Genomic DNA, 16,762 nt, shown 5'->3' with positions numbered 1-16,762 from the left:
GGCGCCCGGCCTTCATTGCAAGAGGAGCACCGCCGTGTTCAACGACCTCAGCCGCATGGGCAAGTACCTCGGCCAGGCCGCGCGCATGCTGGTCGGCATGCCCGACTACGACACCTACCTCGAGCACATGCGCAACACGCACCCGGACCAGCCGGTGATGAGCTACGAGGCGTTCTTCCGCGAGCGCCAGGATGCTCGTTATGGCGGTGGCAAAGGGCGGCCGATCCGCTGCTGTTGACCTGGGGTAGGGTGGACAACCGCGTAGCGTTGTCCACCATTGGCCCCAGAGTAGCGGTGGACAAGCCGGCGGCGTTGTCCACCCTACGCCAGATGCCGCCCCTACCATTGATTTCCCGCGCCACGCCTTGTCGTGGCGCGTTTCGTTGCGAGGAGTGCCTTCATGTCGCAAGCCCCCATCGCGGTCACCGTGCTGACCGGCTTTCTCGGCGCCGGCAAGACCACCCTGCTCAGGCACATGCTGCAGGCCGAGCATGGCCTGAAGCTGGCGGTGATCGAGAACGAGTTCAGCGAGACGCCCATCGACGGCCAGCTGCTCGGCAGTGCGCCCGTCGAGCTGCTGACCCTGGCCAACGGCTGCGTCTGCTGTTCGATCCATGTCGAGCTGGAGAAGGCGCTGTACCTGCTGCTGGACAAGCTGGACAGCGGCGAGCTGGCCTTCGAGCGCCTGGTCATCGAATGCACCGGGCTGGCTGATCCGGCGCCGGTGGCGCAGACCTTCTTCGCCGGCGACGAGCTGTGCGAGCGCTACGTGCTCGACGGCATCATCACCCTGGTCGACGCGGCCAATGCCGAGCGCCATCTGCAGGAATCCATCGCCCAGGCGCAGGTCGGTTTTGCCGACCGCATCCTGCTGAGCAAAACCGATCTGGTCGAAGCGCCGGCGGTCGAGGCGCTGAGCCAGCGCCTGCAGCGGATCAACCGCCGCGCGCCGATCCATATCGTCGAGCACGGGCGCATCGAACTGGCCGAACTGCTCGATATCCGCGGCTTCAACCTCAACGCCGACATCGCCCCGGCGCCGGCGCTGCGGCCGCTGCTGCCGGCGACCAGCAAGGACCGCATCGCCACACTGGTACTGCACAGCGAGCGCCCGCTGGACATGCAGCGCCTGAGCGCCTTCATGGAAGACCTGCTGGAGCGCCACGGCAATGCGCTGCTGCGCTACAAGGGTGTGCTGGAGGTGGCTGGCGAGCCGCGCCGACTGGTGTTTCAGGGCGTGCTCAGGCTGTACGGCTTCGACTGGGACGCCGAATGGGCCGAAGACGAGGCGCGGCGCAGCGTGCTGGTGTTCATCGGCGACAACCTGCCGGAAGCCGAGATCCGCGCCGGCTTCGCCGCAGTACAGGCGTAGGGTGGACAACGGCGCAGCCTTGTCCACCGTTCTGCGCTACGGATGGCTGGCCGGCGGGTGGCGCGAACCGGGCCAAGCCGCACGCAGCTAGCCCGCCCTGCGCACCGCCGATCTGATTCCGAGGCATTTCCTGCAGACAAAAAGAAACCCGGCCGAGGCCGGGTTTCTTCATTGCAGCGCGCGAATCTTACTTGCCGTATACCGGCAGCTTGGCGCAGACGGCCTGGACCTTGGCGCGCACCGCGTCGACCACGGACTCGTCGCCCATGTTGTCGAGGATGTCGCAGATCCAGCCAGCCAGTTCACGGCACTCGGCTTCCTTGAAGCCACGGGTGGTGACCGCCGGGGTGCCGATGCGCAGACCGGAAGTGACGAACGGCGAACGCGGGTCGTTCGGCACGCTGTTCTTGTTCACGGTGATGAAGGCGCGGCCCAGAGCGGCATCCGCGTCCTTGCCGGTGATGTCCTGCTTGATCAGCGAGAGCAGGAACAGGTGGTTCTGGGTGCCACCGGACACCACGTCGAAACCGCGCTGGATGAACACTTCGGCCATGGCCTGGGCGTTATTCACCACTTGCTGCTGGTATGCCTTGAACTCGGGCTGCAGGGCTTCCTTGAAGCACACCGCCTTGGCGGCGATGACGTGCTCCAGCGGGCCACCCTGGGCACCCGGGAAGACTGCGGAGTTGAGCTTCTTCTCGATCTCCTCGTTCTTCTTCGCCAGGATCAGGCCGCCGCGCGGGCCGCGCAGGGTCTTGTGGGTGGTGGTGGTGACCACGTCAGCGAACGGCACCGGGTTTGGGTAGACGCCAGCGGCGACCAGACCGGCCACGTGGGCCATGTCGACGAACAGGTAGGCACCGGCCTTGTCGGCGATTTCGCGGAAACGCGGGAAGTCGAGTTTCTGCGAGTAGGCGGAGAAGCCGGCAACGATCATCTTCGGCTTGTGCTCAACGGCCAGACGCTCGACTTCGTCATAGTCGATCAGGCCCTGGTCGTTGATGCCGTACTGCACGGCGTTGTACAGCTTGCCGGAGGACGACACGGACGCGCCGTGGGTCAGGTGGCCGCCGTGGGCCAGGCTCATGCCGAGGATGGTGTCGCCCGCGCTGAGCAGCGCCAGGTAGACAGCAGCGTTGGCCTGGGAACCGGCATGCGGCTGGACGTTGGCGTAGTCGGCGCCGAACAGCTGCTTGGCGCGGTCGATGGCCAGCTGCTCGACCACGTCGACGTGCTCGCAACCGCCGTAGTAGCGCTTGCCCGGGTAGCCTTCGGCGTACTTGTTGGTCAGCACCGAACCCTGGGCTTCCATCACCGCCGGGCTGGTGTAGTTCTCCGAGGCGATCAGCTCGATGTGGTCTTCCTGACGCTGGGCTTCCTGCTGCATGGCAGCGAAGAGTTCGGCGTCGAAGCGTTCGATGGTCAAGTCACGGCTGAACATGGCAGTCCTCTGAAGTCAGCTGGCGGTAAAAATAGAGCGGCGGATTCTACCCCAATCCGCCGTGCGACGGGTATGAGCGCCGGTCATGCACAAGATGAGCGCGGCTGCCGCAAGGCGCCGCCCAGGCCGGGCACCGCGGTTTGCCCTGCCCGGTGCATTCGGGTAGCGTTGCGCCCTTTAAGCGCGCCCCGGCTGCACGGCTTCGCGCAGCGGGTTCGAGTCTCTTCATCACCGTCACGGGCATCGTTTTCCATGGCTCAATACGTCTACACCATGCACCGGCTGAGCAAGGTCGTTCCGCCGAAGCGTGAGATCCTCAAGAACATTTCCCTTTCGTTCTTCCCGGGCGCCAAGATCGGCGTGCTCGGCCTGAACGGCGCCGGTAAGTCCACCCTGCTGCGCATCATGGCCGGCGTCGACACCGAGTTCGACGGCGAGGCCCGCGCCATGCCGGGCATCAATGTCGGCTACCTACCGCAGGAACCGCAGCTCGATCCCGAGAAGACCGTGCGCGAGATCGTCGAGGAAGCGGTCAGCGTGATCAAGGACGCCCAGGCCCGCCTGGACGCCGTCTATGCCGCCTACGCCGAACCCGACGCCGACTTCGATGCGCTGGCCGCCGAGCAGGCCAAGCTCGAGGCGATCCTGCAGGCCTCTGACGGCCACAACCTGGAGCGCCAGCTGGAAGTGGCCGCCGACGCCCTGCGCCTGCCGGCCTGGGATGCCAAGGTCGGCCATCTGTCCGGCGGCGAGAAGCGCCGTGTGGCGCTGTGCCGCCTGCTGCTGTCGGCACCCGACATGCTGCTGCTGGACGAACCGACCAACCACCTGGACGCCGACTCGGTGGCCTGGCTGGAGCATTTCCTCCACGACTTCCCCGGCACCGTGGTGGCGATCACCCACGACCGCTACTTCCTCGACAACGTCGCCGGCTGGATTCTCGAACTCGACCGTGGCCAGGGCATCCCCTTCGAGGGCAACTACTCGCAGTGGCTGGAAGCCAAGGCCGCGCGCCTGGAGCAGGAAGCCAAGCAGGAGTCGGCGCACAAGAAGGCCATGAAGGCAGAACTGGAGTGGGTGCGCCAGGGCGCCAAGGCCCGCCAGTCGAAGTCCAAGGCCCGTCTGGCGCGCTTCGAGGAAATGCAGTCGCAGGAATTCCAGAAGCGCAGCGAAACCAACGAGATCTACATCCCGGCCGGCCCGCGCCTGGGCGACAAGGTCATCGAGCTGAAGAACGTGCGCAAGGGCTACGGCGATCGCGTGCTGATCGACGACCTCTCCTTCAGCGTGCCGAAAGGCGCCATCGTCGGCGTGATCGGCGGCAACGGCGCGGGCAAGTCCACGCTGTTCCGCATGCTGATGGGCAAGGAAACTCCGGATTCGGGCAGCATCGAGATCGGCGAAACCGTGCAGCTGGCCTGCGTCGACCAGAGCCGCGATGACCTGGACGGCAACAAGACGGTCTGGGAAGCGGTTTCCGACGGCCTGGACCAGATCCGCATCGGCAACTACGAGGTACCGTCGCGCAGCTACGTCGGTCGCTTCAACTTCAAGGGCGCCGACCAGCAGAAGTTCGTCAAGGACCTCTCGGGCGGTGAGCGCGGCCGCCTGCATCTGGCGCTGACGCTCAAGCAGGGCGCCAACGTGCTGCTGCTCGACGAACCGTCCAACGACCTCGACGTGGAAACCCTGCGTTCGCTGGAGGAGGCACTGCTGGACTTCCCCGGCTCGGCCATCGTCATCTCCCACGACCGCTGGTTCCTCGACCGCGTGGCCACCCACATCCTCTCCTACGAGGACGACGGCGGCGTGGTGTTCTTCGAGGGCAACTACAGCGACTACGAGGCCGACCGCAAGAAGCGCCTCGGCGACGCCGCTTCGCAGCCGCACCGGGTCAAATACAAGAAGCTCGCACAATAATGGTGCACGACGGAGCCGCAAGGCTCCGTTTTTTTGTCCGGCGAACTTCGGGTGCGCCAAAATGGCGCTCGCTAGCAGCCTCTCAGCGTTTTTGCCTGCGACATTTTCGCGCACAGTGAACGACGACGAACCCCGCTCCAGGCCAATTCCCATCGGGCACTCCGCCGCGAATGCACCAATATAGTGCACTCAAAATCGGCGAACAGGATGCGTTTTGCACCGCTTCGGCGCATCGCGATGTACGTCGCACTTTCATGGAACGAATCAGGTTTGCTAAAGTCGCCCGCCAAAAAATTTTTAATGACGGCCGCACACGGTCGCCGAGGGCCCAAAAATGATCGAAACCGTTGATGCCTTTCTCGCCCGGCTCAAGCAGCGCGACCCCCATCAGCCAGAATTCCATCAGGCCGTAGAAGAGGTCGTCCGTAGCCTCTGGTCTTTCCTCGAAGCCAATCCGCGCTACATGCAGGCCGGCATCCTCGAACGCATGGTCGAGCCGGAACGCGCCATCATGTTCCGCGTACCGTGGATCGACGATCAGGGCCGCGTGCAGGTCAACCGCGGTTTCCGTATCCAGATGAGCAGCGCCATCGGCCCGTACAAGGGCGGCCTGCGCTTCCACCCGTCGGTCAACATCGGCGTGCTGAAATTCCTCGCCTTCGAGCAGGTGTTCAAGAACTCCCTGACCTCGCTGCCAATGGGCGGCGGCAAGGGCGGCTCGGACTTCAACCCGAAGGGCAAGAGCGACAACGAAGTGATGCGCTTCTGCCAGTCGTTCATGAGCGAGCTGTACCGCCACATCGGTGCGGATCTCGACGTACCGGCCGGTGACATCGGCGTCGGCGGCCGCGAGATCGGCTTCCTCTTCGGCCAGTACAAGCGTCTGTCCAATCAGTTCACCTCGGTGCTGACCGGCAAGGGCCTCGCCTACGGCGGCAGCCTGATCCGCCCGGAAGCCACCGGCTACGGCTGCGTGTACTTCGCCCAGGAAATGCTCAAGAACATCCAGAGCGGCTTCGAGGGCAAGCGTGTCTCCATCTCCGGCTCCGGTAACGTCGCGCAATATGCCGCGCAGAAGGTCATGGAGCTGGGCGGCCACGTGGTTTCGCTGTCCGATTCGGGCGGCACCCTGCACTTCCCGGATGGCATGACCTGCGAGCAGTGGGACTACCTGATGGACCTGAAGAACGTCCGTCGCGGCCGCCTGGAAGAAATGGGCGCGCACTTCGGCGTCACCTACCTGGCCGACCAGCGTCCATGGAGCCTGCCGTGCGACATCGCGCTGCCGTGCGCCACGCAGAACGAACTGGACGGCGACGACGCCCGCACGCTGCTGAAGAACGGCTGCATCTGCGTGGCCGAAGGCGCCAACATGCCGTCGACGCTGGAAGCCGTGGACCTGTTCCTCGAGGCCGGCATCCTCTACGCACCGGGCAAGGCCTCCAACGCCGGCGGCGTGGCCTGCTCGGGTCTGGAAATGAGCCAGAACGCCATGCGCCTGCACTGGAGCGCCGGCGAGGTGGACACCAAGCTGCACAGCATCATGCAGTCGATCCACCACGCCTGCGTCGCCTATGGCGAGGAAGCGGACGGCCGGATCAACTACGTCAAGGGCGCCAACATCGCCGGCTTCGTCAAGGTTGCCGACGCCATGCTGGCCCAGGGCGTGGTGTAACCGCTACCGCAAGCCCCAGGCTGCACGCAACAAGAAAAGCCCCCGCCGGGTTGTCCGGCGGGGCTTTTCGTTTGGGGGCCGGACTTGTCCGTAGGGTGGAAAACTCGCGCAGCGATTTTCCACGCGGCACATGCGCCGAAAAGGTGTTGCGCGTGGATGGCTTCGGCCATCCACCCTACGCATCGACTCCGCTTCAGGCATGACGGCCTTCTTAAGGCTCGCGGCTTGTCGCGGTTCTTGCCTACCAGTAATTCTCCACCGCCACCTGTCCTGGCTTGCGGGTCAGCGCGAGGTTGAGGTCGCGGGCCTTCAGCACGGCGCGGGTATCTTCGATCATCTGCGGGTTGCCGCAGAGCATGATCCGCGAATGCTCGGGGGTCAGCTGCAGATCGGCGGCGCGCTCCAGCTCGCCGGTCTCGATCAGCGTGGTGATGCGCGCGTGCAGGGCGCCAGGCACCTGTTCGCGGGTGACCACCGGCAGGTACAGCAGCTTCGACCCCAGCCCTTCCAGATACTCGCGCTGCGGCAGTTCGGCGATCAGCCGCTGATAGGCCAGCTCGCGCGCTTCGCGCACGCTGTAGACGAGGATGATGCGCTCGAAACGCTGCCAGGCCTGGAAATCCTGCAGGATCGACAGGAACGGCGCGATGCCGGTGCCGGTGGCCAACAACCAGAGGTCCTGACCATCGGGGAAACGATCCAGGGTCAGGAAGCCGAAGGCCTGCTTGTCGATCAGCAGCTCGTCGCCGACCTTGAGTCGGCTCAGTTCGCTGGTGAACTCGCCGTCCGGCACGACGATGGAGAAGAAGTCGAGAAACTCGTCGTGCGGCGCAGAGACCATCGAATAGGCGCGCCAGACAATGCAGCCGCTGGGCTTGCGCACGCCGAGGCGGGCGAACTGGCCGGCGCTGAAACGAAATCCCGGATCGCGGCTGGTGCGCAGGGTAAACAGGCTGGGCGTCAGCGTCTGCACCTCGAGCAGGCGCTGGCGGGTGAACTTCTCTTCGCTGGCGGTCATACTTCGCTCCCTCCGAGCCTCTGTCGGACCTGCCGCACGCAGCGTCCGTAACGCCTTGATACTCCTTTCCGACGCCGACAAACACCGCCAGTTCTCATGCCTATTCTCGACACGCCCTACGCCCGCCTCGATCTGATCCGCCAGCCGGAGCAGCCGAACGAGCCGCTGCAGGCCTTCGATGCCGCCGACGAATACCTGCTCGCCGAGCTGCATCCGCGCGCCCTGCCGACGACCACGCGGGTGCTGATTCTCAACGACAGCTTCGGCGCGCTGGCCTGCGCCCTGGCGGCGCATGTCGACGTGACCAGCAGCGGCGACTCGCATCTGGCCCATCTGGCGCTGCAGAAGAACCTGGCGCGCAACGGGCTGCCGGCCGAGCGCGTGCGCTTCGTCCCGGCCAGCGAAGTGGCCCAGGGGCCGTTCGATCTGGTGCTGATTCGCGTACCGAAGACCCTGGCCTTGCTGGAAGAGCAGCTGATTCGCCTGCACGACCAACTGGCGCCGGGCGCACAGGTGATCGCCGCGGCGATGATCAAGCACCTGCCGCGCGCCGCCGGCGAACTGCTGGAGCAGTACATCGGCCCGCTGCAGGCCTCGCTGGCGGTAAAGAAGGCCCGCCTGCTCAGCGCCACGCCAAGCGCGAAACCGGCACCGCGGTCGCCCTACCCGACCAGCTACCAGCTCGAACAGCCGAAACTCGAATTGCTCAACCACGCCAACCTGTTCTGCCGCGAGGGTCTGGACATCGGCACCCGCGCCTTCCTGCCGCATCTGCCCAAGGCGCTGGGCGCGCTGCGCGTGGCCGATCTCGGTTGCGGCAACGGCGTACTCGGCATCGTTTATGCGCTGAACAACCCACAGGCCGAACTGACGCTGGTGGACGAGAGCTACATGGCCGTGCAGTCGGCGCGGGAAAACTGGCAGGCCATTCACGGCGAGCGCCCGGTGGAGATTCGTGCCGGCGATGGCCTCGCCGAGCAGCCGCCGGCCTCGCTGGACCTGGTGCTGTGCAATCCGCCGTTCCACCAGCAGCAGGTGGTCGGCGACTTCCTCGCCTGGCGCATGTTCACCCAGGCCAAGACCGCGCTGCGCCAGGGTGGCGAGCTGTGGATCGTCGGCAACCGCCACCTGGGCTATCACCTCAAGCTCAAGCGCCTCTACGGGCGGGTCGAGCAGGTGGCGGCGACGCCCAAGTTCGTCATCCTGCGTGCGATCAAAGGCTAGCCCGGCACCAGCATGTCGGCAGCCACCTCGCGGCGCTTGCTGCGGCCGGCCAGGCGCTCGACCAGCGTCAGGGCGAACTCCAGCGCGGTCGCCGGGCCCTGGCTGGTGATGCAGTTGCCGTCGACCACCACCGGCTGATCGACGAACACGCTGCCGCCCAGCCTGTCGCTCATGCCCGGATAGCAGGTGACGCGCCGCCCCTTGAGCACCCCATAGGCATGCAGCGCCACCGCCGGCGCGGCGCAGATCGCGGCGAACTCGCGACCGCCAGCCGCCTGCTGACGCACCCGCTCGGCCAGCGGCTCCAGCTCGCCGAGCGTCTGCGCGCCGGGCATGCCGCCGGGCAGCACGATCAGGTCGAAGTCCTGCGCCAGCACGTCAAGCAGCATGGCATCGGCGGTGATCCGCGTGCCGCGCGCGCAGGTCAGCATGCGTCGCTCCTCGGCGCTGGCGACGGTGACGTCGAGGTCGGCGCGGCGCAGCACGTCGATCAGGGTGACGGCTTCGAGATCCTCGGAACCGTCGGCGATCGGAATCAGGACACGTTTGCTCATGGGCTTCTCCTGCTCGATGGAAATTCAAACGCACGTTCGGGCGGTGTAACATGCGCCGCCTTTGCGAGCGCCCTACGGATGGGCTTTGCTGTAGCAGGCCCACCTCCCCCACGACCGGCACGAGAGAATCGACCATGCTGGAAAAGCTGTTCCAACTCAAGGCGCACGGCACCAACGTGCGTACCGAGATCCTGGCCGGTGTCACCACCTTCCTGACCATGGCCTACATCCTCTTCGTCAACCCGAGCATCCTCAGCGAAACCGGCATGGACAAGGGCGCGATCTTCGTCGCCACCTGCCTGGCGGCGGCCATCGGTTCGGCGGTGATGGGCCTGATCGCCAACTACCCGATCGCCCTGGCGCCAGGCATGGGCCTCAACGCCTTCTTCACCTACACCGTGGTGCTGGGCATGGGCCACACCTGGCAGGTCGCGCTCGGCGCGGTATTTGTCTCCGCGTGCCTGTTCTTCCTGCTGTCGATCTTCAGAATCCGCGAGTGGATCATCAACAGCATCCCACTGGAACTGCGCTCGGCCATCGCCGCGGGCATCGGCCTGTTCCTCGCGTTGATCGCCCTGCAGAGCGCCGGCATCGTCGTCGACAACCCGGCGACCCTGGTCGGCATGGGCGACCTCGGCAAGCCGCAGGCGCTGCTGGCGATCCTCGGCTTCTTCCTGATCATCGGCCTGGAAGCCCGCGGCGTCACCGGCGCGGTGCTGATCAGCATCCTCCTGGTGACGGTCATCAGCATCCTGCTCGGGGTGTCCGAGTTCGGAGGCGTGGTGTCGATGCCACCGTCGCTGGCGCCGACCTTCCTGCAACTCGACATCATGGGCGCGCTGGATGTGGGGCTGGTCAGCGTGATCTTCGCCTTCCTCTTCGTCGACCTGTTCGACAACTCCGGCACGCTCATCGCGGTGGCGAAGAAGGCCGGCTTGATGCGCAAGGACGGCTACCTGCCGAAGATGGGCCGCGCGCTGATCGCCGACAGCACCGCGGCGCTCGGCGGCTCGCTGCTGGGCACCTCGACCACCACCAGCTACATCGAATCGGCCGCGGGCGTCAGCGCCGGCGGGCGTACCGGGCTGACCGCCATCGTGGTTGCCGTGCTGTTCCTGCTGGCGCTGTTCTTCGCGCCGCTGGCCGGCAGCGTACCGGCGTTCGCCACCGCGCCGGCACTGCTGTTCGTTGCCGTGCTGATGGCCTCCGGCCTTGCCGAGATCGACTGGCATGACCTCACCGTCGCCGCGCCGGTGCTGATCACCGCCCTGGCGATGCCGCTGACCTACTCCATCGCCACCGGTATCGCCTTCGGCTTCATCGCCTGGGTCGCCGCCAAGTTCCTCGCCGGCCGCGCGCGCGAGCTGAGCGTGGCGATGTGGGTGCTGTCGGCGCTGTTCGTGGTCAAGCTGGCATTCCCCGGCTGATCGCGGCCGCCGCTCAGGTCGGGCGACCACGCGCGCCCGGCCTGACAACCCTCCCCGCCGTCCGTACAATCGTCGCCCCACCGCTGGCGCTCGCCCAGCCGCCCGCCGCCGGCTCCATCACGCAACGACCGCCGCCATGACCCAGCTTCGCTTCGACCCCGCCCGCTACGACAGCCAACTCGCCGAGAAGGCCGCGCGCCTGCAGGCACTGCTCGCGCCCTTCGCCGCACCCGCCGCGCAGGTCTTCGACTCGCCACGCGAGCACTACCGCCTGCGCGCCGAATTCCGCCTGTGGCGCGAAGACGGCCAGCGCCACTACGCGATGTTCGAGCCGGGCGACAAGCACAAGGCGATCCTGATCGACGAGTTCCCCATCGCCAGCCGCCGCATCAATGAGCTGATGCCACAACTGAAAGCCGCCTGGCAGGCATCGGAAGTGCTGAGCTTCAAGCTGTTCCAGGTGGAATTTCTCACCACCCTGGCAGGCGACGCGCTGATCACCCTCGCCTACCACCGTCCGCTGGACGAGGCCTGGCAGGCCGCAGCCGAGCAGCTCGCCGCGCAACTGGGCGTCAGCCTGGTCGGCCGCTCCAAGGGCAAGCGCATCGTCATCGGCCGCGACTACGTGGAAGAAGCACTGGTCGTCGCCGGACGGACATTCCGCTATCGCCAACCGGAGGGCGCCTTCACCCAGCCCAACGGCGAGGTCTGCCAGAAGATGCTCAACTGGGCCTTCGACGCGCTCGGTCAGCGCGATGACGACCTGCTGGAGCTATACTGCGGCAACGGCAACTTCACCCTGCCGCTGGCCACCCGCGTGCGCCGCGTGCTGGCCACCGAGATCAGCAAGACCTCGGTCAACGCCGCGCTGGCCAATATCGCTGACAACGGCATCGACAACATCGAGCTGGTGCGGCTCTCCGCCGAGGAGCTGACCCAGGCCCTCAACGAGGTGCGGCCGTTCCGCCGCCTCGCCGATATCGATCTGAAGAGCTACGACTTCGGCAGCGTCTTCGTCGACCCACCGCGCGCCGGCATGGACCCGGACACCTGCGAACTGACCCGTCGCTTCGAGCGCATCCTCTACATCTCCTGCAACCCGGAAACCCTGGCGCAGAACATCGCCCAGCTGGCCGACACCCACCGCATCGAACGCTGCGCGCTGTTCGACCAGTTCCCCTACACCCACCACATGGAGTCCGGGGTGCTGCTGGTCCGCCGCTGAGCCACACCCAGCGCCGCGACACGGCGGATAAGGCTGCGCCGTTATCCGCCCTACACCCCGTCGATCACCCGATGCGCAGGCTGGAAAACGGCCAACGGCCTTACCCACACGTCAGTATTCGACCTGCAGTTCGGCGCTGCGCGGTTCGGCTTGGCAGGCCAGCGCCCAGCCCTGACGCACCTCGCTTTCGCTCAGCACCTGGTTGCTGCGCATGCTCACGCTGCCCTCCACCACCCGGCACTTGCAGGCGGCGCAGACACCCGAGCGGCACGCGCTCGGCGGTTGCAGGCCAGCCTGTTCCATGGCCTCCAGCAGCACCTCGCCGCGCGGCACGTCCAGCTCGTGACGGCGACCGTCGAGCGCGACCCGCAGGCGGCTGCGGCGCCCGCCCGGTGCGGCCGTCGGCGCTGCGGCGGCAAAGCGTTCCAGATGGATACGCGCCGCATCCACACCCCGCTCGCCCAGCGCGGCACCGGCGGCATCCATGAACGGCTGCGGCCCGCAGATGAAGGCGTCGGCCACCGTCCAGTCGGCAATCTTCGTGGCAATCGCCGGGCCGCTCGGCACACCCTGCTCGGCATCGAGCCAGATGCGCAGCTGCAGGCGCTCGGGGTAACGCGCAGACCACTCGGCCAGCTCCTCGGCAAAGATCAGCGAGGCGGCATCGCGGCTGGCATAGAACAACCGTACCTGCCCGCTGCCCTCGACCAGCGCCGCCTGCAGGATCGCCATCAGCGGCGTGATACCGCTGCCGGCGCCGAGCAGCAGCAGATCGTCATCCAGGTTGCGCGGCACGAACACGCCGGCCGGCGGCAGCGCCTCGATGCAATCGCCCGCCTGCAGGTTGTCCAGCAGCCAGTTCGACGCGCGGCCGCCGGGCACCCGCTTGATGGTGATGCGCAGCGCGCCATCCGCCTGCGGCCGCTGCGACAGCGAGTAGCAGCGCAGCAGCGCCGGCTCGGCAGCGGGCACCTTCAGCGTGAGGAACTGCCCCGGCTGCGCGGCAAAGCGTGCGCGCTGGGCGGCCGGCACCTGCAGGGTGAACGAGCAGCTGTCGGCGGTTTCGGCCTGGCGTGAGACGATGCGCAGACGGGTGAACTCCCCGGCGGCAGGCGCCGGCACCGATGCGAACGCGGTCGCGACCGACGTCGTTGCCGGTGTCGACGTCGAAGCCGAAGGTGCAGTCGAAGCCGGCCCCGCCTTGGGCACGCCGCGCAGCATCGGCCATACCGACTTGCGGCGGAACAGCAGCACATAGCCGACATGCAGGCCGATCAGCCACAGCCCCAGGTTGGCGAAGAACTCGTGCACCTCCTCGGCATCGCCCATCCAGCCGATGAAATCGATGTCGCTGGCAGCGCCGAAGACATCCGGCCCCACGCCCGGCAGCGCGGCCAGCACATCGCCGTTATCGACCATGCCCAGGCCGACCAGGCTGGCGACGGCGAAACTGCCCAGCGCGCCGACCGTCAGCCACTTGCCGAGGCTCGACAGGCCGGGCTTGCTCCGCTGGCCCTTCGGCGGCAGCAGCTGCGGGAAGCCGCGCAGGCGCAGCGGCACGATCAGCAGGCGCCACACCAACAGCGCGACCAGGCCGTAGCCCAGCCAGATATGCAGCGTCTCGGCGTCGTCACCGCTGAGGTAGGCGCCAAGAAAGAAACCGGCCAGCAGCCAGTGGAACAGACGGAAACGATTGAAAGCAGCCACGACGGCGATCCTCTTTGATGGATGCCGTCTTTGTATTCCCGCGAGCTGAAACGAAACTGAACGCCACCGGCCGCTGCGGTTCAGCTTGGCGTAAGGCAGCGCGCCTAGGCTGCGCTCATTCCCAACCGGAGAGCGCACCATGAAAGCCCGCTGGATCATCCTCCTGTCCTGCTGCCTGAGCCTGCCGGCCCTGGCCGAAACCGAACACCCGCTGCTGGCCGGCTACGCCGCCCAGGCGCGCCAGGAGAATCCGAACTTCGCCGGTTTCTCCGCCGAGCGCGGCAAGGCGCTGTACTTCGCCGAGGAGCAGCGCGACGGCAAGACCATGAGCTGCACCACCTGCCACACCGCCGACCCGCGCCAGCCCGGCAAGACCCCGGCGCACCGCAAGGTCGATCCGCTGGCGCCGGCAGCCAACCCCGAGCGCTTCACCGATCTGAAGAAGGTCGAGAAATGGTTCCGCCGCAACTGCGACGACGTCTACGCCCGTGAATGCACCGCGCAGGAGAAGGGCGACTTCATCAGCTGGATCGACAGCATCAAATAGGAGCCGGCCATGAAGATTGCACCCCTCGCCGCCGTCGCCGGGCTGGGCCTGACCCTGGTACTGGCCGGCCTCAGCTTCGCTGATGACGACGACCATCACGAGCGCAAGGGCTACAAGCGGCCCAAGCGCCTGACGGTACCCAGCGACGCACCGCTGGTGTGGAAGGAAGAATGCGCGGCCTGCCACATGCTCTATTCTCCCGGCCTGCTGCCTGCCGATGCCTGGCGCGAGCAGATGCGCACCCTGGGCGATCACTACGGCAGCAACGCGTCGCTGGACCCGGTGCAGGAAAAGGAAATCCTCGACTTCCTGGTCCGCGCCTCGGCCGCCAACCGCCTACCGGTGGAGCCGTCACCCACCGCCGGCGAGCCGCCACGCATCAGCCAGACGCGCTGGTTCGAGCACAAGCATGACGAAGTCAGCGAAGCCAAGTTCTCCCGCGAGTCGGTCGGCGGCCGCTTCAACTGCGTAGCCTGCCATCGCGACGCGGAAAAAGGCGACTTCGACGAGGACCGGGTGAAGATTCCACGCTGAGGCAAAAATAACCGGAACATTTCGCCAACCGTTGCGTTATATCCCTGCGGCAACCCGGCCGGCAGCGTATGCGGTCAGCCCAGACGAGCGCTTAATGAACGACAGCGAACAGGACCTCATCCAGCAGGCCGCGCGTGGTGATCGCCAGGCGTTCGGCACGCTGGTGCGCGTCCATCAGGCGCGGGTCTACCACTTCCTCCGTCGCCTGCTCGGCAGCACCGACGAGGCCGCGGACCTGACCCAGGAAACGTTCATCCGCGCCTTCCAGGCACTGCCCAGATGGCGCCCGGAGGCACGCTTGCAAACCTGGCTGTTGCAGATCGCGCGCAATGCCGCGCTGGATACGCTGCGCCAGCGGCAGCGCTACGTCGACGTGGCGCCGGAGGAGCAGGCCGAGCCGGTCGATCCGGCGCCGTCGCCGCTAAGCCGACTGCAGAGCGCGCGCGATCTGGCATTGCTGGAACGCTTGCTGGCCCGCCTGCCCCACGAACAGCGCGAGATCCTGCTGCTGCGCGAGGTGGAAGGGCTGGCCTACGACGAACTGGCCGCCACGCTGCAGCTCAACGCCGGCACCGTCAAGTCGCGCCTGGCGCGCGCCCGCGAGGCGCTGCTGCACGGCTACCGTCAGGCCAACGGAGGCACCCTCGATGACTGAGCACCTGGACATGGCGACGCTGTCCGCCTACCTCGACAACCAACTCGACGCCGCCGAACAGCGCCACGCCGACGGCCACCTGGCGGTTTGTCCGCAGTGTCGCGCGACGCTGGCCGAACTCGACGGGCTCGGCCAGGGCTTGCGTGCGCTGGCCTGTCCGGAGCTGCCGGCCGGGTTGCAGGCGCGTCTGCAGCGGCCCTTTGCGCCGCCACCCGCGCGCAGCGGGTGGGCGCGCCACTGGGCGCAGGGTATCGGTGCCGCGGCGTCGGTTCTGCTCGGCCTGCTGCTCGGCTACACCCTGCCCGGCCAGCCGTCGGGCAGCTCACCCAGCCACGACCTGCTCGCCGTCCTCGGCAGCGCGCCACCCGGCGCGCTCTGCGCGCGTCCCGAATTCTGCTATCTGAAGGTAAACCTGAAATGAGCAACACCACCCTGCGCAACGCCCTGGCCCTGTCCGTGCTGGTCAACGTCGGCGTGCTCGCCGGCCTCGGCTGGCAGAAACTCAGTCACGACGGCCTGCCGATGCCCTCCGGCGCACCGACCGAACTGTCGCGCGAGCTGCAACTGAGCGCCAGCCAGCTGCAGCGCTGGCACGATGCCGAGGCGCCGTTCCTGGCCTACCTGCGCGCCTCCAACGCCAGCCTCGGCGAACACCGCAACCGGCTGATCGAGGCGATCTTCGCCGAACAGGTGGACCGCACGGTGATCGACGCCGAGCAGGCGAAGATCGCCGAACTGCAGAACGAACAGCAGCGCCTGCTCATCGACCAGCTGCTGCAGGAGCGCGAGATCCTCGAACCGCAGCAGCGCGCGCGGCTGGCCCAGGTGCTCACGCAGCAGTCGTTCGGCACCGACAGCATCGAGCAACTGCACCGCAAATGACCAATTGCACCGCGCCATGGAACAAATCCATCGCGCCTGCGTTAGAACATCAGGAGCCGCACTTCGCCGGCTCGCTCAATGGAGTTCTATCGATGATCCGCAAACCCCAGGCGCTCGCCCTCGCCATCATCCTCGCCGGCACCCTCGGCCATGCCGGCGCCAGCCTCGCCGCCACCAGTCATGACCACGGCCACGTCGAAGGCGCGCCGGCGCTGCAACTCGATGCCGGCAAGCGCTGGGCCACCGATGCGCCGCTGCGCCAGGCGATGGGCACCATCAACCACGACATGCGCCAGGCACTGCCGGCGATCCATGAGGACCGTCTGCCCGCCGCCCGCTATGGCGAACTGGCCGAGACGGTGCGTGGCCAGGTCGCCTACATGGTGGAGAACTGCAAGCTGAGCGCCGAGGCCGACGCGCAGCTGCACCTGATCATCGCTCAGCTGCTCGCCGGCGCCGACGCCATGAGCGGCGCCCCGGCCGGTCAGCGCGACGGCGCGGTGACGGTGGTCGGCGCGCTGGGCGACTACGCCACTTACTTCGCCGACGACAGCTTCAAGCCGCTGGAACACTGATCGCCG

17 protein-coding genes are annotated in these 16,762 nt (G+C 66.9%); 13 read left to right on the top strand and 4 right to left on the bottom strand.

All coding sequences use genetic code 11. The features are described 5' to 3' along the window. Positions 1-34 precede the first annotated feature (34 nt). Positions 35-238, top strand: coding sequence for a YbdD/YjiX family protein (locus tag HU825_RS08430; RefSeq protein ID WP_234303301.1), 204 nt, complete (start codon positions 35-37; stop codon positions 236-238). A 162-nt stretch (positions 239-400) separates the two neighbouring features. After that, positions 401-1,372 carry a GTPase gene (yjiA, locus tag HU825_RS08425; RefSeq protein WP_234303300.1) on the top strand — a complete coding sequence of 324 codons (972 nt, stop codon included), beginning with the start codon at positions 401-403 and terminating at the stop codon, positions 1,370-1,372. A gap of 187 nt (positions 1,373-1,559) precedes the next feature. Here yjiA and glyA read toward each other — a convergent pair whose 3' ends face one another. After that, complete coding sequence (glyA, locus tag HU825_RS08420; protein ID WP_234303299.1) at positions 1,560-2,813, bottom strand: serine hydroxymethyltransferase; 1,254 nt, start codon at positions 2,811-2,813, stop codon at positions 1,560-1,562. 252 nt (positions 2,814-3,065) lie between these two features. Here glyA and ettA point away from each other — a divergent pair, with 252 nt between their 5' ends. Both ettA and gdhA read left to right on the top strand, forming a co-directional pair. Further along, positions 3,066-4,733, top strand: coding sequence for an energy-dependent translational throttle protein EttA (gene ettA / locus HU825_RS08415; RefSeq protein ID WP_054093481.1), 1,668 nt, complete (start codon positions 3,066-3,068; stop codon positions 4,731-4,733). A gap of 334 nt (positions 4,734-5,067) precedes the next feature. Beyond that, entirely contained in the window at positions 5,068-6,408 is a 1,341-nt protein-coding gene (gene gdhA, locus HU825_RS08410; RefSeq protein ID WP_043298022.1) for an NADP-specific glutamate dehydrogenase, read from the top strand. Positions 6,409-6,649: 241 nt separating this feature from the next. Here the strand turns inward: gdhA and HU825_RS08405 are convergent, their stop codons facing one another. Then, entirely contained in the window at positions 6,650-7,426 is a 777-nt protein-coding gene (locus HU825_RS08405; RefSeq protein ID WP_234303298.1) for a ferredoxin--NADP reductase, read from the bottom strand. 96 nt (positions 7,427-7,522) lie between these two features. Here HU825_RS08405 and HU825_RS08400 point away from each other — a divergent pair, with 96 nt between their 5' ends. Then, positions 7,523-8,650, top strand: coding sequence for a methyltransferase (locus HU825_RS08400; RefSeq protein ID WP_234303297.1), 1,128 nt, complete (start codon positions 7,523-7,525; stop codon positions 8,648-8,650). On the opposite strand, the gene HU825_RS08395 is transcribed toward HU825_RS08400, so the two are convergent. Beyond that, entirely contained in the window at positions 8,647-9,204 is a 558-nt protein-coding gene (locus HU825_RS08395; protein ID WP_043298025.1) for a DJ-1 family glyoxalase III, read from the bottom strand. The genes HU825_RS08400 and HU825_RS08395 overlap by 4 nt on opposite strands. Before the next feature lie 134 nt (positions 9,205-9,338). Between HU825_RS08395 and HU825_RS08390 the strand changes: the two genes are divergently transcribed. Together HU825_RS08390 and trmA are read left to right on the top strand one after the other, a co-directional pair. Next, on the top strand, positions 9,339-10,631 hold the full coding sequence (locus HU825_RS08390; protein WP_043298026.1) for an NCS2 family permease: 1,293 nt from the start codon (positions 9,339-9,341) through the stop codon (positions 10,629-10,631). Between the two features lie 136 nt (positions 10,632-10,767). Further along, positions 10,768-11,856, top strand: coding sequence for a tRNA (uridine(54)-C5)-methyltransferase TrmA (gene trmA, locus HU825_RS08385; RefSeq protein WP_234303296.1), 1,089 nt, complete (start codon positions 10,768-10,770; stop codon positions 11,854-11,856). Between the two features lie 111 nt (positions 11,857-11,967). On the opposite strand, the gene HU825_RS08380 is transcribed toward trmA, so the two are convergent. Beyond that, positions 11,968-13,563: a 2Fe-2S iron-sulfur cluster-binding protein gene (locus HU825_RS08380; protein WP_234303295.1), complete on the bottom strand. Its 1,596-nt coding sequence runs from the start codon at positions 13,561-13,563 to the stop codon at positions 11,968-11,970. A gap of 139 nt (positions 13,564-13,702) precedes the next feature. On the opposite strand from HU825_RS08380, the gene HU825_RS08375 reads away from it, so the two are divergent. From HU825_RS08375 to HU825_RS08350, 6 genes are all read left to right on the top strand, one after another. Next, positions 13,703-14,110, top strand: coding sequence for a DUF1924 domain-containing protein (locus tag HU825_RS08375; RefSeq protein ID WP_033937770.1), 408 nt, complete (start codon positions 13,703-13,705; stop codon positions 14,108-14,110). 9 nt (positions 14,111-14,119) lie between these two features. Beyond that, positions 14,120-14,644 (top strand): diheme cytochrome c, encoded by a 525-nt coding sequence (locus HU825_RS08370; RefSeq protein WP_234303294.1) that lies wholly within the window; start codon positions 14,120-14,122, stop codon positions 14,642-14,644. Between the two features lie 94 nt (positions 14,645-14,738). Next, positions 14,739-15,299, top strand: coding sequence for an RNA polymerase sigma factor (locus tag HU825_RS08365; protein ID WP_054093473.1), 561 nt, complete (start codon positions 14,739-14,741; stop codon positions 15,297-15,299). Continuing rightward, a complete protein-coding gene (locus HU825_RS08360; protein WP_054093472.1) occupies positions 15,292-15,720 on the top strand; it encodes an anti-sigma factor family protein in 429 nt (142 codons plus the stop codon). The genes HU825_RS08365 and HU825_RS08360 overlap by 8 nt, the downstream gene beginning before the upstream one ends. Then, the gene (locus HU825_RS08355) at positions 15,717-16,181 is read left to right on the top strand and encodes a periplasmic heavy metal sensor (protein ID WP_234303293.1); all 465 of its coding nucleotides are present in this window, start codon (positions 15,717-15,719) and stop codon (positions 16,179-16,181) included. The genes HU825_RS08360 and HU825_RS08355 overlap by 4 nt, the downstream gene beginning before the upstream one ends. Positions 16,182-16,273: 92 nt before the next feature. After that, positions 16,274-16,756, top strand: a complete 483-nt coding sequence (locus HU825_RS08350; RefSeq protein WP_234303292.1) for a hypothetical protein — start codon at positions 16,274-16,276, stop codon at positions 16,754-16,756. Positions 16,757-16,762: the final 6 nt, after the last annotated feature.

This window comes from Pseudomonas phenolilytica, from assembly GCF_021432765.1.
Lineage (GTDB): Bacteria > Pseudomonadota > Gammaproteobacteria > Pseudomonadales > Pseudomonadaceae > Stutzerimonas > Stutzerimonas phenolilytica.
Note: the sequence above shows the minus strand (reverse complement) of the source record. Positions and strands in the feature narration are given on the sequence as shown.